Genomic DNA, 19,332 nt, shown 5'->3' on the forward strand with positions numbered 1-19,332 from the left:
GACCGACCATGACTGAATCCCATCCGGCGCTGCGGCAACGTTCGCCTTCCGCTGAACGTAACCGCGAGCCGATCCTCGCGGTGCTTCGCGAAGCGCTGCCCGCCACCGGCCGCGTGCTCGAAATCGCCAGCGGCACCGGCCAGCACGCGATGTGTTTCGCCGCCGCGCTGCCCGGCCTCGACTGGCAACCGAGCGACGCCGATGCCGACGCGCGCGCGTCGATCGCCGCGTGGATCGCGCACGACGGCTTGCCGAACGTGCGCGCGCCGCTGGCGCTCGACGTTCATCAGCCGGACTGGGGCGTGGATTCGCTCGATGCCGTGGTCTGCATCAACATGATCCACATCTCACCGTGGAGCGCGACGCAGGCATTGTTCGCGGGCGCGAGCCGCCGTCTGGCCGACGGCGGTGTACTGTACCTTTACGGCCCATACAAACGCGGCGGCGCGCATACTTCGCCGAGCAACGAAGCATTCGATCAACAGTTGCGCAGCCGCGATCCGGCCTGGGGCGTGCGAGATATGGAAACTGTGGTGACGTTGGGTGCATCGCTTGGGTTGGTCTGCGATGAACCGATCGCGATGCCGGCCAATAATTTCAGTCTGGTGTTCAGGAAACGACCGGGGGCCACGCAGGTCTGAGAAGCATGGATTCGGTAGCTGCAACGTGAAAGCGGGTTGCGCGCAGTGCATGCGCGAGTTGCATCACCTTGTATCTAATGAGTTTTTTGCCGCATGGGTAGGCCGGCATGTCTGACGGGTGTCGCGCGGGGTCGCCGCGCACGACGCGCCTCGTCAGCTGCTTCCGGTCTCGCAGCACAGAGTAGACGCGCAGTAGACACACAATGAACGCAGTACGCAGCACCGCCCGTTGCCGGTCAGCGAGCGGCAAGCTCGCATTTCTTTTATTCTTTCACCCTCGACGTTGCGCCAACGAAGCTTGCGGCGTGGCGTCTCGACATTTTTTTGGACTCTGGAGAATTCAACATGGGCAAACAGGCAATCGGCGTGGTGGGGCTAGCGGTGATGGGCCGCAATCTGGCACTCAACATCGAGAGCCGCGGCCACGCGGTGTCGGTGTACAACCGTAGCCGCGAGAAAACCGACGAACTCATCGCCGAATATCCGGACAGGAAACTGGTGCCGGCTTTCACGCTGGAAGAATTCGTGGAGTCGCTGGAAAAGCCGCGCCGCATTCTGCTGATGGTCAAGGCAGGCGAAGGCACCGACGCCACCATCAACTCGCTCAAGCCGCTGCTCGACAAGGGCGACATTCTGATCGACGGCGGCAATACGCATTTCACCGACACCATCCGCCGCAATCAGGAACTGGCGAAGGCCGGTCTGCATTTCATCGGCACGGGCGTGTCGGGCGGCGAGGAAGGCGCGCTGAAAGGCCCGTCGATCATGCCCGGCGGCCAGCGCGAAGCGTACGACCTGGTCGCCCCGATCCTTACCGAAATCGCCGCGAAGGCGCCGGACGGCGAGCCGTGCGTCGCATACATGGGACCGGACGGCGCGGGCCACTTCGTGAAGATGGTGCACAACGGCATCGAGTACGGCGACATGCAGCTGATCGCCGAAAGCTATGCGGTGCTCAAGCAGGTAGTGGGTCTGTCGAACGAAGAACTCGGCAAGGTCTACACCGAGTGGAACGAAGGCGAGCTCGACAGCTACCTGATCGAAATCACGTCGAAGATTTTCAGCAAGAAAGACGACGAAACCGGCAAGGATCTGGTCGACGTGATCCTCGATCGCGCGGCACAGAAGGGCACCGGCAAGTGGACCAGCCAGAACGCGCTCGACCTCGGCGCGCCGCTGCCGCTGATCACCGAAGCCGTGTTCGCACGCGTGCTGTCGTCGCTGAAGGATCAGCGCGTGGCCGCGAGCAAGGTGCTCGAAGGGCCGCAGGCCAAGCCGCTGGGCGTCGAGCGGGATGCGTTCATCGAGTCGGTGCGCCGTGCGCTGTACTTCAGCAAGGTGATTTCGTACGCACAGGGCTTCGCGCAACTGCGCGCAGCGTCGGAAGAGTACAAGTGGGACCTGGATTTCGGCACGATCGCGAAGATTTTCCGCGCTGGCTGTATCATCCGCGCCCGCTTCCTGCAAAAGATCACGGACGCCTACACGAAGGACAAGGCGATCGCGAATCTGCTGCTCGATCCGTACTTCCGCGACATCGCGAAGAACTACCAGGCTGCGCTGCGTGAAGTCGTGGTGGCCGCGATCAATGCAGGCGTGCCGGTGCCGGCGTTTGCGTCGGCGGTTGCGTATTTCGACGCTTATCGCTCGGAACGTCTGCCGGCAAATCTGGTGCAGGCGCAACGCGATTTCTTCGGCGCGCACACGTTCGAACGTACCGACAAGCCGGGTAGCTTCCACGCAAACTGGAGCTAAACGAGTTTGAATCGCAACCCGGCGCGCAGCCAGAACAAGGCGCGCCGGGTTGCGCCACCGCTTGAAATATCTGCGTTGTATTGTTGCTGAAAGTATTAGTCAAACGTAATCGATGCGATTTAGCTTCGCTATTGTTTCGAAAATCGAAATAGAGTTTCGTCGTTTTAAGTGTTTCCCCTAGATGTCAACCCTTCTAGACTTGTTCTTAAGCGCTTCGGGAGTAACAACCCCAGCGCACTACAAAACAAGTTATGGAGGTTTACATCATGAAGACCCTGATCTCTGCAGTTGTTGTCGCTGCCGCTCTGGTTGCTCCGGTCGCATCGTTCGCACAATCGACGAACCAGCCGCTCACGCGCGCCGAGGTCCGCGCTCAACTGGTCCAGCTCGAAAAGGCCGGCTACAACCCGATCGGCGACCACACCGATTACCCCAGCAATCTGCTGGCTGCGCAAGCCCGCGTCGATGCGCAAAACGGTAACGCTCAGGCTGCGAACAGCGGCTATGGCGCTCCGGCCGTCGGCACGTCGCAATCGGGCCGCTCGGTCAGCAGCACCGACCGTAACTCGGTTTATTTCGGCAACTAAGTTTCTGTAGGCAGGTTTGTAGCTAGCCGGACCTTTGGTCCGGCCACGCAGCAGGCAATAAAAAACGCCATCCGGCTTGATCGGATGGCGTTTTGTCGTTTACGGCGCGGATTTCTTCGCGCGCTAATGCAAGGTGCGGTGGCGTCGGCCGATTTCGTCGAACAGCGCTCGGCTCGGTTCCAGCGCGAGCAGCCACGATTCGTCGTAGCCGCTCAGATTGTCCAGCGCCTCGCGCAGCCGCTCGATCGCCACGGCGGGAATCTCGACGCTCGCCTCGACCCCGCTCGACAACCCCGCGATGCTGGCCAGCTGCACCAGCGCATCGGCGGCTTCGGCGACGTCGGCGGCGAAAACGAGGTGGGTGTTCAGCAATTCGACCAGACCGGGCGACGCCGCGATATCGTCGACGTTGAGTTGCACGGCCAGAAAGGTGGCTTTGTTCATCCCCAACTCCTCGCAGGATTCAGATGTTGTCGTGGGTGCATAACGAGCAGGTTGAACGAGTATAGGCGAGCCCTCTCAGGTTGCAATATTCAGACGAATTTGGTGGAAAGGGTTGCAGCGCGGGGCTGGCGGCCCGAGCGACCTATAATAAGGGCCAGCCGGAACACTGGTCGCGCAAGTCAGCGAGCTTCTCGCAGGCGGCGAAAACCGGCGCGACGGTTTCGTCATTTCAATTGCCCACCGCCATGAAGATCATCCGCAGCAGGAGTTTTACCGCTACGCATCCATGGGGCGCGCTCGATATCGCCAACATGGGCGGCATCACCACGCGCCTGCATTGGACCGATCAGCCGTACAAGTGGCACGTCAATGACGGCGAGGAAGTGTTTGCGGTGCTCGATGGCCGCGTCGAGATGCGCTATCGGCAGGATGGGGTCGAGCAGTCCGCGATTCTGGAAACCGGCGACGTGTTCTACGCGTCTATCGGCACCGAGCACGTCGCTCATCCGATCGGCGCGGCGCGTGTTCTGGTGGTTGAGTCGCAGGGCAGCGTCTGACGATGCCCTCGCACGCGCGAGCCGTGACCGCTGGCGGCGCGTAGGGCGGCATAATGGCGGGCGGGTTACCGCCGCCTGCCATACCGTACGAATAAGCGTACAAGTCAGCGTTCAGGCAGCGTCAAGCCTGGCGGCACGACAAATGCTTGGGCATCGATTGAATCCGATTGAAATAAGTGTCGAGGAAAATCACATGACAAGACAATGGCGATTGACGGGGACCCGATTGCTGACAACAGCCGCGCTGGCCGTGTTGTTCGGGGGCTGCACGAGCATGCCGTGGGAAAGCACGCCGTTCTATAGCAGCGCGCCGACCAGCCCGACCACACTCAGCACGGTTCCAGTTCCCGCTGGTTTCTACCGCGTCAATCCGGGCGACACGATTGGCGGCATCGCATCGGCGTATGGCCGAAACCCTCAGGAAATCGCAGCGTGGAACGGTCTCACGGCCAATTCGCCGGTCAGTCCGGGCCAGGTGTTGCGCGTGTCTCCACCGATGACCTCCGGCAGCGTCGTGACGCCGCCGGTTGCCGTGTCGCCGGGCGCGCCCGCTGCGCCCGCCGCGCCGGTTGCATCAACGGGGCCGCAGCAGGGCGTGTTGCAGTGGCCGTTACGCGGTCCGATTCTGAAAACTTTCGCGCCGGGCCGTTCGAACGGAGTGGTAATCGGCGGTCGCCCTGGCGATCCGGTCAAGGCAGCCGCCACCGGACGCGTGGTCTACGCGGGTTCGGGTATCGAGGCGTATGGTCCGCTGATCATCATCAAACATGACGACTCGCTGATTACCGCCTACGGGCAGAACAGCGCGCTGCTGGTGAAGGAAGGCGATGCCGTTGCGCAGGGGCAGACCATCGGCCAGGTCGGGGTGGACAGCCATGGCACGGCGGGCATCCAGTTCGAAGTCCGTCAGAATGGACAGCCGGTCGATCCGCTTGCGTGGTTGCCGAAGTCGGGTGAGTGAGCGGGTCTTTTGCCCGGTCCTGAGGGGTATTTGTTGCGGATAGCCTGGCGCTGTGTCGCTTGGCGCAGAGGAGGCAGGGAATGCGGTTTTTCCGATTCCCTGCTGCCATTATTTCAATGGATAGTTGTCGGATTGGCGCATCGAGACTTTGAGCATCAACGGGCTGCTCGCGCCTCTCGGGCAACCCGTTCCAAACCTGCAAGTGACGAACTGCCGTCGCGACCGCGCCCGTGACCTAATATGAACGGAGCGTCCGGCGGAGGTCCATCATGTACCACGATCCGATTCAAATCCCCGCACTGATTGAAATAACGTTGCTGGTCGTTGTGCTGATCGCCGTCAGCATAGTCCGCGCACGGCGGCGAAGGTCGCGGCAGCGGAACCGCGTCGGCGCGGGTACGCATACCGGCTAATGTCACGCGTGAACGCAGCCTGCGCTGCCGCTTCGCATGTCGGCCTCAACCGGCCGATCCTGACGCGACGCGCGGATACCGACGCAGAGGGAAAACCCGATGGTTAGCACTGCCCGATCATTCCGCGCGGCCGTTATGTTCGGTGCGCTCACATTCGTTGTGTTGAGTCTGCACAGCAAGCCGGTGAGCGCAGCCGCGACTTCTTCGGATCTTTTCAGCTGGCCCGCATCGCTCGCGCCGATCGGAAACGGCTACCCAAAGGAAGGAGATGCATGCCGCCGACTCGGCGAATCGTCCGCAACAGCCGATTACCTCGACCATACGGCGACGTTAATCGGCTGTCCGGGTGACGCTGACAACGCCAGTGTCCGGGCAATGCTGACTGATTACCGCGCGCATGTCGTGGGTAAAGCCGACGGCGTCACGTTGATTTCAATTTCCAATGGTTTTCGCCGGCGAAAATAGCCTGGGTGTCAATAAAGATTCATTGGCGAATTAATATCCGACGCCGATCCGAATTCCATTGGCAATCCGCAAATACGATAGCAGCGGTTATTGGCGCTATTCGTCGATATCGACCAGAGTATCGATATCCTCTTGAATACGCTCGTTCTAACTCGCTGCGGCCTGATCTGGATTCGACCATCGGCCGAACGGGGAGCGGGGAATCGGCAGACCTTCCACAAATGCCCTTGCGCAACGCACCGCGAACTCAAACGCACAGCTTTGGCTCGCAAACTGACCAAGATCGCCTAATGAAGTGGAGTCGCCGTCTTCTTTCAGAATGCACGCGCGAGCTACGAATGTATTGCCATACCTGATAGTCGACGCCTGAATCGCTGCGCCACGGTGGAATAGAACCATTGAACATGTCCTCCGATCCAGTTGGTGGAAGGCTATTGTAATGTCGTCTTTTTTGTGTGTGGTAACTGTTACCATTTCGCAGAGAGCGCTTAAGTAAATTCACCGCAAATTGCGAACTACGCAATGAAAACTCTGCTGGAATAATTCAGTTGACGGTAGTCGTCGTCATTGAGTCTGTGTTACGTCTTTATGCATCCATTCAAGATGCGCGACATCGATGGATGAGTATGAATAAAGACCATGACAAACAGACCCGGCGATTCACACGATGAAATCCCGCTAAGCGGTAGACGCCATGCCGTTGGGGTGGTTCGCGTGGGCGACACGGTACGCAGGCCGTATCAACGCGTCGTCGCCATTTGAGCACCGGCTTTTGCTGCATCTTGAGAGCGTCGGTTAAGCATGTGCGCCGCGCTATCTCGGTCGCGACGTGCTCGGCTATATCTCCGGATGGGTGCCTGCGAAATTCAAACGCTTCGCCAACGGGCCAAATTGCATGCTGCTCAGATCGTTTCACGACGCCACTCGGGGAAGCGGCCTCGCTGGCGCACATCAGGTGATGTTTCACGATGATCCTGGTCCGAACAACATGATGTTCCAGCACGGCCGACCAGCGGCCTTCATCGACTTCGATTTCGCCGCACCAGCACAATTCTGGAGGACGTCGGCTATCTGGCCTCGACATGGCATGTCGGCAAATCCGGCGCGAGGAGCCCGCCGGATTTGAGACTGCGCAACTCAAGATTCTCTCGGATGCATAAGGTCTGGAGCCGAGCGACCGCGCGGCAATCGTCACCGTGACGCTGGAGCGGCAGGCCCGCCATATTCCGTTCTGGAACGAACGTATGAACTGCTGCGACATCCGCCGGACAAGCCCTGCGGAAATTCAGGAGCGTATCGACTGGACCCGGCGAAATGGCATTTAACCCATGCCGACCGGGTACTTTTTCTGACGATATTGGGCGTTGAATCGAATAGCGTCCTATAGCAGAACGAATTGGTCAATAGAGAGGTGTGCTCTGTTGATCAATCACGACTCCCGTCCGATACTCGCAACATCGTCCTTAGCCCCACAAAACATGGCCTCGCCGACGATGAAAACCGACCGCTTTGCCGCCGCTTTTCATCGGATCGCGCGTGAGGCTGAAAAGCAATGTTGAGCGGGGCGGTCAGGTTCTGATTCACGGCAAGCCGCCAGTTCCGGTCGAGCAAAAACGTTCGCTAACGTGCAAAAGCCGGGCTGACCAGAAAGCGCATTAACGGCATATTCAACCGCGTGGCCGTCAACGGGATTGGAGCGTCCCGTTGACTGAGCTTAAAACCGAACTTGTAGCTGAGTTCGGCAGTCTGGCTTTTCCCAATTTTGCGGAACGGGTGGCGGACAAGGCAAAAAAGGCAAGCGCGACTCTAGAGGACTAAAGGGGGCCTGAAATGGTGCATGCCGATCTGGCTGTACTCGGGGGCGTTGGAATTCTCGCGCTTGCCTGCCTCGCCGTGTGCGGCGTCTATCTCTACTGGGGCAGCGACGCCTATCGCTCCCGCCGCCGCCGGCGCGAATTCGAAGCGCGGATACTCAGGCCGCCATCAGCGAAACTCTCCGAATTACCCAGGAAGCAAAAGAGCGCGCCTCGCGCAATTGCATCGAACGACGAAGAGTTCTCAGGAGCCACCGCGACCATGGGCACGCAACTTAGCCAGCGCTGCAAGACCTCGTTGTATCGTGCCGTATTCAACGCGGCTCACGGCGAAAGCATCGTATTCCTGATTGCTGACAGCCGCGACGATGCACGAACGCGTGCGACCGGCGCACTCGCCGCCATCTACGGAATCGACTCGCATAACGTCGGTTTGTCGAACCTGGCGGCGTTCCGCGAGCTGGTCGATATCGGTATCAGCGAGGATGAGGACATGCGCATCTTCGAGATGGCCTGGAAGGGAACGGATGTCAGCGCGTGGGTCCAGCATCCGCTCTTCCTGACCGATGAACCCAGCTTGCTGGGCAAATGGGCCGAGCTATACGCGGATCTCGCGCGCGAACTGGCGAGCAGTGCAATCGAAAAAGCGCGGCATTGAGCGCCTGCTCCTTGCCATCAAAGCGGCGCGCGTCCGCTCAACACGCGCACGTTTGAACCAGCAGCGCGCGCGCCCATTTGTGCCCGGGCGCGTGATGCGTGCGCTCGTGCCACGCGACGGTCTTGGTGAAACCCGGAATCTCGACCGGCGGCACGAAGATCGCCAGACCGTCGGCGTGCAGGGCAAGCCGTCGTGGCACCACTGCGATCAGATCGCTCGAACGCAAAATTTCCGGCAGTACCAGAAAGCCCGTGACCGAGACGGTCACGCGCCGAGCGCGGCCGATTTTCGCGAGCGCTTCGTCGGTTACGCCGCTGAGGCTGCCGCCGTGGTACGACACCAGCGCGTGATCGAGCGCGCAAAAGCGGTCGAGTGAAAGCGCATCGACCGCCGCGTCCGGGTGATCGTCACGCATCACGCATACATACCGTTCGTCGAACAGACGCCGCGCGTGCAGGTCCGGCGGCGTTGTATCGGGCGTGATCAGCGCGAGGTCGATATCGCCGCGCTGAAGCTGTCCGGCCAGCCGTTCGTGCTGAACCGGCAGCACGACCGCGCGGATGCCGGGCGCGTGACGGCGAAGTTCGCTGAGAAACGGCACCACCACGGCTTGCAGCGCGTAGTCGGTGGCGGCGATGGTCAACGTCATCTCGGCGACTGCGGGATCGAACGACGGCGGCTGCAGCATCGTTTCGACATCCGCGAGAATCTGCTTGAGCGGGCCCGCGAGTTCCAGCGCGCGCGCCGTCGGGGTGATGCCGCGCTGCGTGCGCACGAACAGCGGGTCGCCGAAACTTTCGCGCAAACGCGTCAGCATCGCGCTGACCGCAGGCTGCGTCAGCGATAGACGCTGCGCAGCGCGCGTGACGTTGCGCTCGTCCAGCAGCGCATCGAGCGCTTTCAGCAGATTCAGGTCGATCATTCTGTAATCATTTCTGTGGATGACAGAAATAATAATAATCGATTGGATTTATTTCAGCGCGACACCGATCATGAGGTTTATCCGATCACCGAACACAAGGATGTACCTCGCAATGAACGAAATCTTCTGGCCGGAAGGCTATCTGCCTGGCACGACCGACAACTTTGCATCGAACGAAATGATCGTGGCGGGGCTGAGCGCCACCGACGTGTGGCCGTTCCTCGCGAACGCGCCGTTGTGGCCGACTTACTACGCAAATTCCGCGGATATCCGTTTCCACAACGGCAAAGGCCCGATTCTCGAAGACGGCGCGCGCTTTTACTTCAGCACGTTCGGTTTTCCGGTCGAAGCGCAGGTCACGGAATATGTGGCGCCAGCGGCCGGCCAGCCCGGGCGCGTTGCGTGGCACGGCTGGACGGGCGAAAACGAGACGCGTCTCGACGTTCATCACGCGTGGCTGATCGAAGACCTGGCGGGTGGGCGCGTGCGCATCCTCACGCAAGAAACGCAGAAGGGTAAGCCTGCCGGGGATCTCGCGAAGGCGCGGCCGAATCCGATGATCAACGGTCATCAGGAGTGGCTGGACGGGTTGATCGACGCGGCGCGCAACGCGAAAAACGAACGGAAATGATAGACAGCGAGCGGGTAAAGTTGCGCAATGCGGCGAACTCGCTCGTCTCCGGAATAAGCCCTGCTGCGTTGCACCAATGACAAATGCGCGGTCAAAAAGCACAATGAGCGGCTCACCAGCCGCTGCCGTACCACTGCGTCGAAACATTCGAAACATCGCGTAGCGCGTGCGCCGGCTGAAGCAGGCAGCCATCCACAGACGCACAGGGACTCAAATGATCGATTTGCGCAGCGACACCGTAACCCGTCCGACCCAACCGATGCTTGCCGCCATGTCGGCCGCCGAAGTCGGCGACGACGTCTGGGGCGACGACTCCACAGTGCTGCGTCTGCAAGCCACGGTCGCCGAACGCGCGGGCAAGGAAGCCGGCCTGTTCTTCCCGAGCGGCACGCAAAGCAATCTCGCGGCGTTGATGGCGCATTGCGCGCGCGGCGACGAATACATCGTCGGCCAGCTCGCGCACACGTACAAATACGAAGGCGGCGGCGCGGCGGTGCTCGGCAGCATCCAGCCGCAGCCGCTCGAAAATGCCGCCGACGGTTCGATCCCACTGGAGAAAATCGCCGCCGCCATCAAACCGATCGACAACCACTTCGCGCGCACGCGGTTGCTGGCGCTGGAAAACACCATCGGCGGAAAGGTGCTACCGGCGGGGTATGTCGCCGAGGCCGTTCAACTGGCGCGTCAACGCGGGCTGTCCGCTCACCTGGACGGCGCGCGCGTGTACAACGCGGCGGTCGCGTCGGGCAAGCCGGTTGCGGCGTTGTGCGAGCCGTTCGACTCCGTGTCGATCTGCTTCTCGAAGGGATTGGGTGCGCCGGTCGGCTCGGTGCTGGTCGGCAGCCAGGCGTTGATCGATGTCGCTCATCGCTGGCGCAAGGTGCTGGGCGGCGGCATGCGCCAGGCCGGGGTGCTCGCGGCAGCTTGCCTGTACGCGCTGGATCACAACGTCGAGCGCCTCGCCGACGACCACGCGAACGCCGCGCATCTGGCTGCGGGTCTGGAATCGATCGATCAGGTCAAGGTGCAGTCCGTCGCCACCAACATGGTGTTCGCGCAATTCCCGCAGCAGCATTGCGCGCCGCTCGAAGCGTGGTTGAACGAGCGGGGCATTCTCACGCAGATGCTGTACGCGTCGCGATTCGTTACGCATAAAGACGTGTCGCGTGCCGATATCGATACGTTTATTGCCGCCGTGAAGGGTTATTTTGCCGCGCATTGATCGGCGGTGGATTGCCGGGTTTAGACCTGGCGATTCTCAGAGATAAGAGAAAAAACAAAACGGGCGCGCTGTGTTAGCAGCGCGCCCGTTTTCTATTTCGCCGACGCCTTCACATGACCGCCCGCGCGATGCGACGGCGCGAACAGCCGCAATCCGCTCGCCAGGCTTGCCGCTCCGGCGAAGAACGCGCCCGCGCCGAGCGCGAGCGTCGGACCATGGCGGCCCGCGATCCCAAAGCTCAACGCGACCAGCGCCGCGCCCGTGGTCTGCCCGAGCAGCCGCGCGGTCGCGACGATCCCGCTGGCGCCGCCGCTGCGTTCCGGCGGCGCGCTGGCCATCAGCGCCTTCAGATTCGGTGACTGGAAAAAGCCGAAGCCCGCGCCGCAAACGGCCATCCGTATTCCGATGTCGAGCACATGCGGGTGCGCGGGCAACAACGCCAGCGACGCCATCCCGGCCGACAACACCGCCAGTCCGATCGCGCCCAGCAAGCCAGGCGGATAGCGATCCGACAGATTGCCCGCGAGCGGCGCGGCCAGCGCTACCACCACGGGCCACGGCGTCATCAGGAAGCCGGTTTCGACCTGGCTCCGATGCAGCACATCCTCGAAATAGAACGGCAGCGACACGAACGCGAGACCTTGCGCGGCGAACGAACACACGGCTGTCAAAGCCGACAACGCGAACACCGGCCGCTTGAACAGATCGACCGGCAGCATCGGCGCGGGGTGGCCGCTTTCGCGGCGAATCATCAGGTAGCCGAACACCACGGCAATCGCCGCCGCGCTCAGCACCAGTTGCGTCGACGCCCGCTGTGCCGCTTCGCCGAGCGCAAAAATCAGCGCGGAGAAGGTGATCACGTTCAGCAGCGCGGCGACCGGATCGAAAGCGTGCTTGCCGCGCGTGGTCTGCGGCAGCGCCGGCCACGCGAAGGTCAGCGCGATCACGCCGAGCGGCACGTTCACGGCAAAGAGCCACGGCCAGGTCGCGAACGACAGGATCAGCGATGCCACCGTCGGCCCGACCGCGAACGACACGCCGACGATCAGCGCATTCACCCCGAGGCCGCGTCCGAGCCGGTGCGGCGGATAGAGATAGCGGATCAGCGCGGTATTCACGCTCATGATCGCGCTCGCGCCAAGACCTTGCAGGATGCGGGCGGCGGCGAGCAACGGCAGCGTCGAAGCCAGCGAGCACGCAAGCGACGCCACCGTGAACAGCGCAATGCCGCCGATGTAAATCCGCCGATGCCCGACGATATCGCCCAGCGCGGCGAGCGGCAGCAACGTGGCGACCAACGCAAGCTGGTACGCGTTGATGATCCACACCGAGGCAGCGGGCGCCGCGTGCAGATCGGCGGCGATGGTGGGCAGGGCGGTGTTGGCGATTGCCGTGTCGAGCGTCGCGAGGGCGACGGCGAGCATGATCGCCGTCATCGCGCGTCGATTGGCGGCGGACATGGGGCCGTCCGCGGGAAGTGTTGATTCGATCGTGGCGCTGGGTTTATCGGACAACGCGAGACTCGTCGGGTTATGCATGCCGTATAGCGCGACGTGTCTGCGAGAGACGCGGCGCGGTCGTGATAAGCGGCAGGGTTTGCGTGAGATGAAATGCGCAGGCTCTTACAACAAAGGAGGCCATGCGCGCGGCGAATGTAGCGATTGTTACAGAGACGCGCCAAGTCTGCTGCGCGGCGCTCGCACAGAAAGCTGTTCGTATGCGTGCCCGTTTGAATCTCAATTTACGCAACTAACTGTCAAGCGCGAAAGGCATCTACGAAACTGATCCGCTCTCACCTTGTCACACGCGTTTCCAGCACAACCGTTCAGCAGATGAAGGAGGTGATTTGACCACGACTCGTAGCGATCCCTTTGTTCATGCACGCGACATGACCTCGACATGTAGCGAAAAAATAATGACGTTGCCAGGCTCGCAAAAACCTTCACGGATGCGCAATCGTTTGCCTGATTTGTGCGAGCCGATGCACGCGCGCAGTGCTGCCCCGCCGCGATTTGCACCGCCCGTGTGCGCGAAACCGTTGCAGCGGCGCGTGTCGCCGGGCATGGCATGTGCGTGAGCAAGCGCTCGCACTGGCCGGTGTCCGGCAGCCGTAAAATGTCCTACTCTGTTTGTTAACCCGCCTGACCGGCACGCGCCTCCCGTCCGTCACCTGTGCGGTTCGCGTATGTCGCGTCGTTCTTTCCCGGAGGCTTCGATGACAGCCGTCGATCTGGAATTCGACCAGCTCAACAGTACCGTCGACGCGCTACGGCGCTCAATTTCCAATCGCATGATGTACGGCGTCGGCAAGGACGCTGTCACCGCGCATCCGCATGACTGGCTGCACGCGGCGGCGCTCGCTGTGCGCGACCGGCTGGTTGCGCGCTGGATGAAAACCACGCGCCTGCAATACGAACAGGACGTCAAACGTGTCTATTACCTGTCGATGGAATTCCTGATCGGCAGAACCTTTACGAATGCGTTGCTCGCGCTCGGCATTCACGACCAGATGAAGGAAGCGCTCGCGAGTCTCGGTGTGGATATGGACACGCTGACCGATATCGAGCCCGACGCCGCGCTCGGCAACGGCGGCCTCGGCCGTCTCGCGGCCTGTTTTCTCGATTCGATGGCGACGCTCGGCATCCCCGGTTTCGGCTACGGGATTCGCTACGAGTATGGGATGTTCCGTCAGGAGATCGTCAACGGCGAGCAGGTCGAGGCGCCGGATTACTGGTTGCGCGCGGGCAATCCGTGGGAATTTCCGCGCTCCGAGATCAAGTACATGGTGCACTTCGGCGGCCGCACGGTGCAGCGTGGCGAACACGTCGAGTGGATCGACACCCAGCACGTGAACGCGACCGCTTACGATACGGTCATTCCAGGCTACGCGACCGACGCGACCAACACGCTGCGTTTGTGGTCCGCGCGCGCGACCGAAGAGCTCGATCTCGGCGCGTTCAATCGCGGCGATTATCGGAATGCGGTCGATACGAAGAACATGTCGGAGAACGTGTCGCGTCTGCTGTATCCGGACGACTCGACACCGGCCGGCCGTGAATTGCGTTTGCGTCAGGAGTACTTTTTCGTCTCGGCGACGATGCAGGATCTGATTCGCCGATATCAACGCACGCACAGTACATTCGGGCGTTTCAGCGAAAAGGTCGCGGTGCATCTGAACGATACGCACCCCGTGCTTGCGATTCCCGAGTTGATGCGTTTGCTGGTGGACATACATCATCTGCCTTGGGACAAGGCGTGGAAGCACGTCACGCAGATTTTCTCGTACACGAATCACACGTTGATGCCCGAAGCGCTCGAAACGTGGGACGTCGAGATGCTTGCACGTTTGCTGCCGCGCCATCTCGAGATTATCTTCGAGATCAATGCGCAGTTTTTGAAGCACGTGAGCGAGCAGTCGGGGCACGACGGCGAGATGATCCGCCGCATTTCTCTCGTCGACGAATACGGGCAGCGGCGCGTGCGAATGGCGTATCTGGCGATCGTCGCGAGTCACAAGGTGAACGGCGTGTCGAAGCTGCATTCGCAACTGATGACACGCGATATCTTCGCCGACTTCGCGCGCGTCTATCCCGACCGCTTCACGAATGTGACCAATGGCATTACGCCGCGTCGCTGGCTTGCACAGGCGAGTCCGTCGCTGTCGTCGCTGATCGATCAGCAGATCGGCAAACATTGGCGCAGCAATCTGTTCGAGCTGGAGCAACTGCGAAATCTGCGCACCGATAGCGGTTTTATCGACGCGTTCCGCGAGGCCAAGCGGCAGAGCAAATTGCGGCTTGTGCATCGGCTCGCGCATCACACGAAGCTGCATTTCGATCCGGAAGCGCTGTTCGATTTGCAGGTCAAGCGCATTCACGAATACAAGCGGCAACTGCTCAACCTGCTGCATGTGATCGTGCGATACAACCAGATTCGCGAGAACCCCGAGCGCGACTGGGTGCCGCGTGTCGTGCTGTTCGCGGGCAAGGCGGCGTCCGCGTACCGGATGGCGAAGACGATCATCAAACTGATCGGCGATGTCAGCCAGAAGGTCAATCACGATCCGCTGATCGGCGACCGGTTGAAGGTGGTGTTCGTGCCGAACTACGGCGTGAGCGTTGCCGAGTTGATCATTCCGGCCGCCGATCTGTCCGAGCAGATTTCGATGGCCGGCACGGAGGCATCTGGCACCGGCAACATGAAGCTCGCGCTCAACGGTGCGCTGACGATCGGCACGATGGACGGCGCGAACATCGAGATCTGCGATGCGGTAGGCCGCGAGAACATTTTCATCTTCGGCCATACCGCTGATGAAGTGGATTCGTTGCGCGCGACCGGTTACCGGCCACGGCAAATCTACGAGGAAAACGCGGAACTGCGCATGGCGCTCGACCAGATTCGCACAGGCTTTTTCTCACCGGACGACCCGCTGCGCTTCTCGGACATCTTCCACACGCTGGTCGATTGGGGCGATCACTACATGGTGCTCGCCGACTTCGCGGCATTCGCGAAAGCGCAGGACGAAGTGGACGCGCGTTTCGTCGACAAGCGCGCGTGGACGGAGAGCGCGATCGAGAACGTCGCCGGCATGGGGCAGTTTTCTTCGGACCGTACGATCGGCGAATATGCGCGAAACATCTGGCACGTGAATCCGCTGAATATGGAATGACGATTCTTTAGCGAAGAAACGGAAAAGGCCGTGCGCAATTCCAATGCGCACGGCCTTTTTGATGAAGCGTTGCAGATTGCAGCGTGAGCCTATCTATCCGGCTCGCGTTTCGGCTTTACCACCTGCCGTGTCCGCCGTAATAACCGCCCCCGACGCCCACGCTGATGCTAGGCGCGGCATAGTAGCCTGGCGCATAGCCATAGGCCGGAGCCGGGGCGTAAGCGTAAGGCGGCGCGACGACACAACCGGCGAGCCCCACTGCACATAACGTTGCTATCAATAGTCTGATCATGATTTCCTCCCTTTGCAGGCTTTAGCATTGGAGAAATGGCACGCGCGATTCGTTCGGTCTCGCATGTGACGGCAAATTACCTGCGCGCGCTTTTGCAGGGCTTCATTAACAGTTGCTTACGTTCGTGCGTGTTGATCGGCCGGCTTGACTCGGCGAAGCCGCTCAGGGCGCAAAGCTCTCGCTCGCCTTCGCCGCATACAATCCCAACTGACCGCGCGAAAAATCGAACAGCACGTCAATGTTCTGCATCGCCATCAAGCCCACCACGATGCGGTTCGTATCCGGTTTCGCCTTGACGATCGTCACCTGGGCCTTCTCGTAGCGGTGCGTCCACGACCCCACGCCGATCGCCGTCTCATAGTTGCCCTGGTTGAGAACCTTGCCGATCTCGTCGTCGCCGGTCCAGGTCGGGGCCTTGTCCATTTCGATGCGGATCATCCCGGAGGTGCCGGTCGCGAACACCAGCGGCGCGCAGAAGGTCATCTTGTCGCCGACCCGTACGCAGCCGGTGGGCCATTGCGACGCGCCATTTTTCGACGCCGCCATCGGCACCATCGTGTAGTCCTTCGTGAGCGCGTCCGACGGACTCAGCAGCAGAAACGGCTTCGCGACGTTCGCGCGCACGAGGTACCGTTGACCGATGCTGCCCGGCAGTGCGCGCAACGGTTGGGTGCAGCAATTCTCGCCGGGCAGGTCGGCACCGACGCCCGCGATACCGGAAAACGCCCAGCCGAATTCGCCGGTATAGCCGTCGATGGCGACGCAACCACGCGCGCCGGACTGGCAGCGCACGGTATCGACAGCCTGCACGACGACCGGCGCGGCTTTCGTGGCGGCCACGCTGAACGGCACGGTGACCAGCGACCCCACCACCTCGGAGCCGTTCGCGAGCGCGTGCGACGTGACGCCACCGGCGCCTGGATAGCTCGACCCCGGCAGCGCCGAGCGCAGCACACGCACGCCTTGTGTGCCGGTGTCCAATGCGACATAGCGCGGCGTGCCGTCGAGCTGGACCGGCAGGCCGAGGCGCGCGTGATCCTCGTCGGCGCGCTCGACGTGCAGCGGAATCAGCAGGCCGTCACGTCCACCGTTGATCAGCGTGGCATTGACGGCGGGCGGCGTGGGCGGCGGAAAGGTGGTGCCGCAGCCGGTCAGCGCGACAGAGGCGAGCAGCATGGCCGCACTGGCGCGACGCCGATTGATCGACAGGAAGGCTGGCAAACGAAGACGAACATACCGGCGGGCGGCATCGAGAGACGGCAGGGACATGGATCACGCTTCGCAAAAGGGCGGGTCCCTGACCGGGCGCGGCATCGTTGGCGGTAAGCCGGGTGCCGGACGGTGCCTGCGGCGATCGCCATGTGGATGGCCGCAGCGTGGCGGAGAAGCCGGGCGCTTGCGAAAGCCCGCGGGGAAGGGACACGCGATGACAGGAGCGGCGACTCTACAGGGCCGCTCGAGTGAGATTGCAAAGATGTGTCAACGTGCGCGACGACGGCGCGTTTGCAGCCGGTGACGGGCTGGGATTGACGGGGGCGATCGCCGGGATGATGGTGCGGGCGGGCCATATCGTATCGGGAGTGCGGCGGCAGGGACCGATTCCTTCTGATCCGCGCGGGCCCGTTACGTCATGAACAGATTGCAAACGAAGCGGCCGCCGCGCTGAAATTCACGCGCGGGGCCATGCCTGCCACTTCGGATGAGATTGCGTGCAGCGCTCAGCTCTTCGCAGCAGCCGCCTTCGCTTCATTCACGGCCGCACTGACCCGTTCGACGAACTCGCGATCGGTGCTCATGAGCGCCTCACGTTCGCCGGTGGCCGTCTGCACGATCAGACGATGCGTGATGTCCTGCGTCGCCCATGTGAGCCAGCCGACAACGGTCAGCATGACGCCGCACACGATGCCGACCGGCGAGCGGAATATCCCACCGACTACAGCGCCGACCAGGCCGATCAGCGAAATAAGGCGCGGCAGCAGTTTGTTTTTCGGCACGGTGACGACCTGCACGCCGACGATGTCGCGCAGCGGAAAGACCTGTCCGGCCGACGAGAGTGCGTTACGCGTGACCGACACGCCGCGATCATTGAAAGGTGTTTCCATCGAGTCGAATACAAGCGGTAGCAAAGCGCGCAGCGTACCAGACTTTACTTTCCTAACGTTATGGGGATTTCGCTGGCCGCTAACCGTTGCCGTGCATGCCACTGATCGCGCATTGCGTAAAATTTAGAAATATGGAAATTTATGAATAAATTTTGAATCCCGGAGTCAATCGCTGCCATACGATGGTGTCCCGGGCTCCCCACAGACTGGAACTCGGCCTTACGGAAAGCTTCGCAGAAGGCCGATTATGCCAAGTCGTTGATTATGGAAAGTAGCACGCCGGAGCTCGCCCCGATATCTGATGGAAAGCGGCAAGCACGAATTCCGGTCTTTGCATAATCACGCGCCTTCAGGAAGTTGAGCAGCGAGTCAGGTGCCCGATAGCGGGGGACTTTGCTTCCTGGTTCGTGACGCCTGGCAAGCGCGCGCTCCTTTATATTCAGGTCGGCTTCGACGTAATGGTGCGTCGTGACGGGGCTCTCATGTCCGAGCCACAGCGCGGCGCGGATATCCACGCCAGCCTGTAGCAAGTGCATGGCCGTGGTGTGCCGGATGGTATGGGGCGATACGTGCCGCTCCCCCAGACCGGGAGAGGAACGGACTGAGTTCCTGGCAGCCAACGTCAGCCTCAACACGACATTGGCTCTCGTCGTTGCGTGACCGTTCCAATTCGGAAGCAGCGACGATGTCGGCTGGAATTCCCGATTGACCCGCAACCATGCCCGTGCCGTTTTCACGGTAGAGCGCTAAAGCGGCACACTGTCATCGCCGACGGCGCGAGCTACAGCATCGAACGCGCAGAGACCTTCTCACGCGCGGGTGTGACTCCCGTCATCCCACCGCCGGCCCATGCTGGCGTGCACGGCGACGAGGACACACGCTGGCATGATCAGAGCGTCAAATACATCCAGAACAAAGGTATTTACGCATTCCACAAGAAATACGGCTATGGTCTGCGCTCGCGAGTTGAGACACGAATCTCGCGCATCAAGCGCTGCATTGGCGCGACCCTGCTAACGAAGAGGATCGCCTCGCAGCAGAGAGAGGGCGTCATCATCGCCAACCTCATTAACCTGCGGAACGGCTTTGGCAAGCCGGTTTGCCGCAAAAATGCCTAGTCGCGTCCGTAGCACGGGAACTCATACCTTTTCGAACAAAACCCACCCGCAAGTATGAGGGGCACAGGCGATCCACTTGCA

The 19,332-nt window shown here is 61.3% G+C and carries 19 protein-coding genes; 12 read left to right on the forward strand and 7 right to left on the reverse strand.

The window, feature by feature from the left end; all coding sequences use genetic code 11:
- Window positions 1-8: 8 nt before the first annotated feature.
- The 3 genes from BLS41_RS18935 to BLS41_RS18945 all read left to right on the forward strand — a co-directional run bounded on the left by BLS41_RS18935 (window position 9) and on the right by BLS41_RS18945 (window position 2,983).
- Window positions 9-641 carry a DUF938 domain-containing protein gene (locus BLS41_RS18935; RefSeq protein WP_074767583.1) on the forward strand — a complete coding sequence of 211 codons (633 nt, stop codon included), beginning with the start codon at window positions 9-11 and terminating at the stop codon, window positions 639-641.
- 345 nt (window positions 642-986) lie between these two features.
- Complete coding sequence (gene gndA, locus BLS41_RS18940) at window positions 987-2,396, forward strand: NADP-dependent phosphogluconate dehydrogenase (protein ID WP_074767585.1); 1,410 nt, start codon at window positions 987-989, stop codon at window positions 2,394-2,396.
- Between the two features lie 266 nt (window positions 2,397-2,662).
- Window positions 2,663-2,983, forward strand: coding sequence for a DUF4148 domain-containing protein (locus tag BLS41_RS18945; protein ID WP_074771046.1), 321 nt, complete (start codon window positions 2,663-2,665; stop codon window positions 2,981-2,983).
- 123 nt (window positions 2,984-3,106) lie between these two features.
- On the opposite strand, the gene BLS41_RS18950 is transcribed toward BLS41_RS18945, so the two are convergent.
- Window positions 3,107-3,427, reverse strand: coding sequence for a hypothetical protein (locus tag BLS41_RS18950; protein ID WP_074767588.1), 321 nt, complete (start codon window positions 3,425-3,427; stop codon window positions 3,107-3,109).
- Window positions 3,428-3,672: 245 nt separating this feature from the next.
- Between BLS41_RS18950 and BLS41_RS18955 the strand changes: the two genes are divergently transcribed.
- From BLS41_RS18955 to BLS41_RS18980, 5 genes are all read left to right on the forward strand, one after another.
- The gene (locus tag BLS41_RS18955; RefSeq protein WP_074771047.1) at window positions 3,673-3,984 is read left to right on the forward strand and encodes a cupin domain-containing protein; all 312 of its coding nucleotides are present in this window, start codon (window positions 3,673-3,675) and stop codon (window positions 3,982-3,984) included.
- A 193-nt stretch (window positions 3,985-4,177) separates the two neighbouring features.
- Complete coding sequence (locus BLS41_RS18960) at window positions 4,178-4,945, forward strand: peptidoglycan DD-metalloendopeptidase family protein (RefSeq protein ID WP_074767590.1); 768 nt, start codon at window positions 4,178-4,180, stop codon at window positions 4,943-4,945.
- Window positions 4,946-5,493: 548 nt separating this feature from the next.
- Window positions 5,494-5,823 (forward strand): hypothetical protein, encoded by a 330-nt coding sequence (locus BLS41_RS18965; RefSeq protein WP_074767592.1) that lies wholly within the window; start codon window positions 5,494-5,496, stop codon window positions 5,821-5,823.
- Window positions 5,824-6,718: 895 nt separating this feature from the next.
- Window positions 6,719-6,949: a phosphotransferase gene (locus BLS41_RS40100; RefSeq protein ID WP_366486876.1), complete on the forward strand. Its 231-nt coding sequence runs from the start codon at window positions 6,719-6,721 to the stop codon at window positions 6,947-6,949.
- Window positions 6,950-7,653: 704 nt separating this feature from the next.
- Complete coding sequence (locus tag BLS41_RS18980) at window positions 7,654-8,295, forward strand: hypothetical protein (RefSeq protein ID WP_074767596.1); 642 nt, start codon at window positions 7,654-7,656, stop codon at window positions 8,293-8,295.
- Between the two features lie 37 nt (window positions 8,296-8,332).
- On the opposite strand, the gene BLS41_RS18985 is transcribed toward BLS41_RS18980, so the two are convergent.
- Window positions 8,333-9,217 (reverse strand): LysR family transcriptional regulator, encoded by an 885-nt coding sequence (locus BLS41_RS18985; protein ID WP_074767598.1) that lies wholly within the window; start codon window positions 9,215-9,217, stop codon window positions 8,333-8,335.
- Window positions 9,218-9,329: 112 nt separating this feature from the next.
- On the opposite strand from BLS41_RS18985, the gene BLS41_RS18990 reads away from it, so the two are divergent.
- Both BLS41_RS18990 and ltaE read left to right on the forward strand, forming a co-directional pair.
- Window positions 9,330-9,848 (forward strand): SRPBCC family protein, encoded by a 519-nt coding sequence (locus tag BLS41_RS18990; RefSeq protein ID WP_074771048.1) that lies wholly within the window; start codon window positions 9,330-9,332, stop codon window positions 9,846-9,848.
- 214 nt (window positions 9,849-10,062) lie between these two features.
- Window positions 10,063-11,070: a low-specificity L-threonine aldolase gene (ltaE, locus tag BLS41_RS18995; RefSeq protein ID WP_074767601.1), complete on the forward strand. Its 1,008-nt coding sequence runs from the start codon at window positions 10,063-10,065 to the stop codon at window positions 11,068-11,070.
- A 92-nt stretch (window positions 11,071-11,162) separates the two neighbouring features.
- Here the strand turns inward: ltaE and BLS41_RS19000 are convergent, their stop codons facing one another.
- Entirely contained in the window at window positions 11,163-12,530 is a 1,368-nt protein-coding gene (locus tag BLS41_RS19000) for an MFS transporter (protein WP_171910268.1), read from the reverse strand.
- Window positions 12,531-13,285: 755 nt separating this feature from the next.
- On the opposite strand from BLS41_RS19000, the gene BLS41_RS19010 reads away from it, so the two are divergent.
- Window positions 13,286-15,739 (forward strand): glycogen/starch/alpha-glucan phosphorylase, encoded by a 2,454-nt coding sequence (locus tag BLS41_RS19010; RefSeq protein ID WP_074767607.1) that lies wholly within the window; start codon window positions 13,286-13,288, stop codon window positions 15,737-15,739.
- A 115-nt stretch (window positions 15,740-15,854) separates the two neighbouring features.
- Here BLS41_RS19010 and BLS41_RS39075 read toward each other — a convergent pair whose 3' ends face one another.
- The 4 genes from BLS41_RS39075 to BLS41_RS19025 form a co-directional block, all read right to left on the reverse strand.
- Window positions 15,855-16,031 (reverse strand): hypothetical protein, encoded by a 177-nt coding sequence (locus BLS41_RS39075; protein WP_171910269.1) that lies wholly within the window; start codon window positions 16,029-16,031, stop codon window positions 15,855-15,857.
- 162 nt (window positions 16,032-16,193) lie between these two features.
- On the reverse strand, window positions 16,194-17,300 hold the full coding sequence (locus tag BLS41_RS19015; RefSeq protein WP_074767609.1) for a hypothetical protein: 1,107 nt from the start codon (window positions 17,298-17,300) through the stop codon (window positions 16,194-16,196).
- 449 nt (window positions 17,301-17,749) lie between these two features.
- Window positions 17,750-18,133 carry a DUF6232 family protein gene (locus tag BLS41_RS19020; RefSeq protein WP_074767611.1) on the reverse strand — a complete coding sequence of 128 codons (384 nt, stop codon included), beginning with the start codon at window positions 18,131-18,133 and terminating at the stop codon, window positions 17,750-17,752.
- Window positions 18,134-18,378: 245 nt separating this feature from the next.
- A complete protein-coding gene (locus BLS41_RS19025) occupies window positions 18,379-18,870 on the reverse strand; it encodes a tyrosine-type recombinase/integrase (protein ID WP_074767613.1) in 492 nt (163 codons plus the stop codon).
- Between BLS41_RS19025 and BLS41_RS40105 the strand changes: the two genes are divergently transcribed.
- The gene (locus tag BLS41_RS40105) at window positions 18,790-19,251 is read left to right on the forward strand and encodes a transposase (protein ID WP_366486497.1); all 462 of its coding nucleotides are present in this window, start codon (window positions 18,790-18,792) and stop codon (window positions 19,249-19,251) included. The two genes, BLS41_RS19025 and BLS41_RS40105, sit on opposite strands and share 81 nt — an antisense overlap.
- The last annotated feature ends 81 nt before the right edge of the window (window positions 19,252-19,332 follow it).

The sequence above is a fragment of the Paraburkholderia fungorum genome (assembly GCF_900099835.1).
Lineage (GTDB): Bacteria > Pseudomonadota > Gammaproteobacteria > Burkholderiales > Burkholderiaceae > Paraburkholderia > Paraburkholderia fungorum_A.

Excerpts from the sequence above, each read along its gene's own strand:
- ltaE (WP_074767601.1), top strand. The coding sequence starts at position 10,063 with ATGATCGATTTGCGCAGCGACACCGTAACCCGTCCGACCCAACCGATG.
- BLS41_RS19000 (WP_171910268.1), bottom strand. The coding sequence starts at position 12,530 with ATGTCCGCCGCCAATCGACGCGCGATGACGGCGATCATGCTCGCCGTC.
- BLS41_RS18955 (WP_074771047.1), top strand. The coding sequence starts at position 3,673 with ATGAAGATCATCCGCAGCAGGAGTTTTACCGCTACGCATCCATGGGGC.
- BLS41_RS19020 (WP_074767611.1), bottom strand. The coding sequence starts at position 18,133 with ATGGAAACACCTTTCAATGATCGCGGCGTGTCGGTCACGCGTAACGCA.
- gndA (WP_074767585.1), top strand. The coding sequence starts at position 987 with ATGGGCAAACAGGCAATCGGCGTGGTGGGGCTAGCGGTGATGGGCCGC.
- BLS41_RS19010 (WP_074767607.1), top strand. The coding sequence starts at position 13,286 with ATGACAGCCGTCGATCTGGAATTCGACCAGCTCAACAGTACCGTCGAC.
- BLS41_RS40100 (WP_366486876.1), top strand. The coding sequence starts at position 6,719 with ATGCTGCTCAGATCGTTTCACGACGCCACTCGGGGAAGCGGCCTCGCT.
- BLS41_RS18980 (WP_074767596.1), top strand. The coding sequence starts at position 7,654 with ATGGTGCATGCCGATCTGGCTGTACTCGGGGGCGTTGGAATTCTCGCG.
- BLS41_RS18990 (WP_074771048.1), top strand. The coding sequence starts at position 9,330 with ATGAACGAAATCTTCTGGCCGGAAGGCTATCTGCCTGGCACGACCGAC.
- BLS41_RS18985 (WP_074767598.1), bottom strand. The coding sequence starts at position 9,217 with ATGATCGACCTGAATCTGCTGAAAGCGCTCGATGCGCTGCTGGACGAG.
- BLS41_RS18950 (WP_074767588.1), bottom strand. The coding sequence starts at position 3,427 with ATGAACAAAGCCACCTTTCTGGCCGTGCAACTCAACGTCGACGATATC.
- BLS41_RS18945 (WP_074771046.1), top strand. The coding sequence starts at position 2,663 with ATGAAGACCCTGATCTCTGCAGTTGTTGTCGCTGCCGCTCTGGTTGCT.
- BLS41_RS18960 (WP_074767590.1), top strand. The coding sequence starts at position 4,178 with ATGACAAGACAATGGCGATTGACGGGGACCCGATTGCTGACAACAGCC.
- BLS41_RS39075 (WP_171910269.1), bottom strand. The coding sequence starts at position 16,031 with ATGATCAGACTATTGATAGCAACGTTATGTGCAGTGGGGCTCGCCGGT.
- BLS41_RS18935 (WP_074767583.1), top strand. The coding sequence starts at position 9 with ATGACTGAATCCCATCCGGCGCTGCGGCAACGTTCGCCTTCCGCTGAA.
- BLS41_RS18965 (WP_074767592.1), top strand. The coding sequence starts at position 5,494 with ATGTTCGGTGCGCTCACATTCGTTGTGTTGAGTCTGCACAGCAAGCCG.
- BLS41_RS19015 (WP_074767609.1), bottom strand. The coding sequence starts at position 17,300 with ATGTCCCTGCCGTCTCTCGATGCCGCCCGCCGGTATGTTCGTCTTCGT.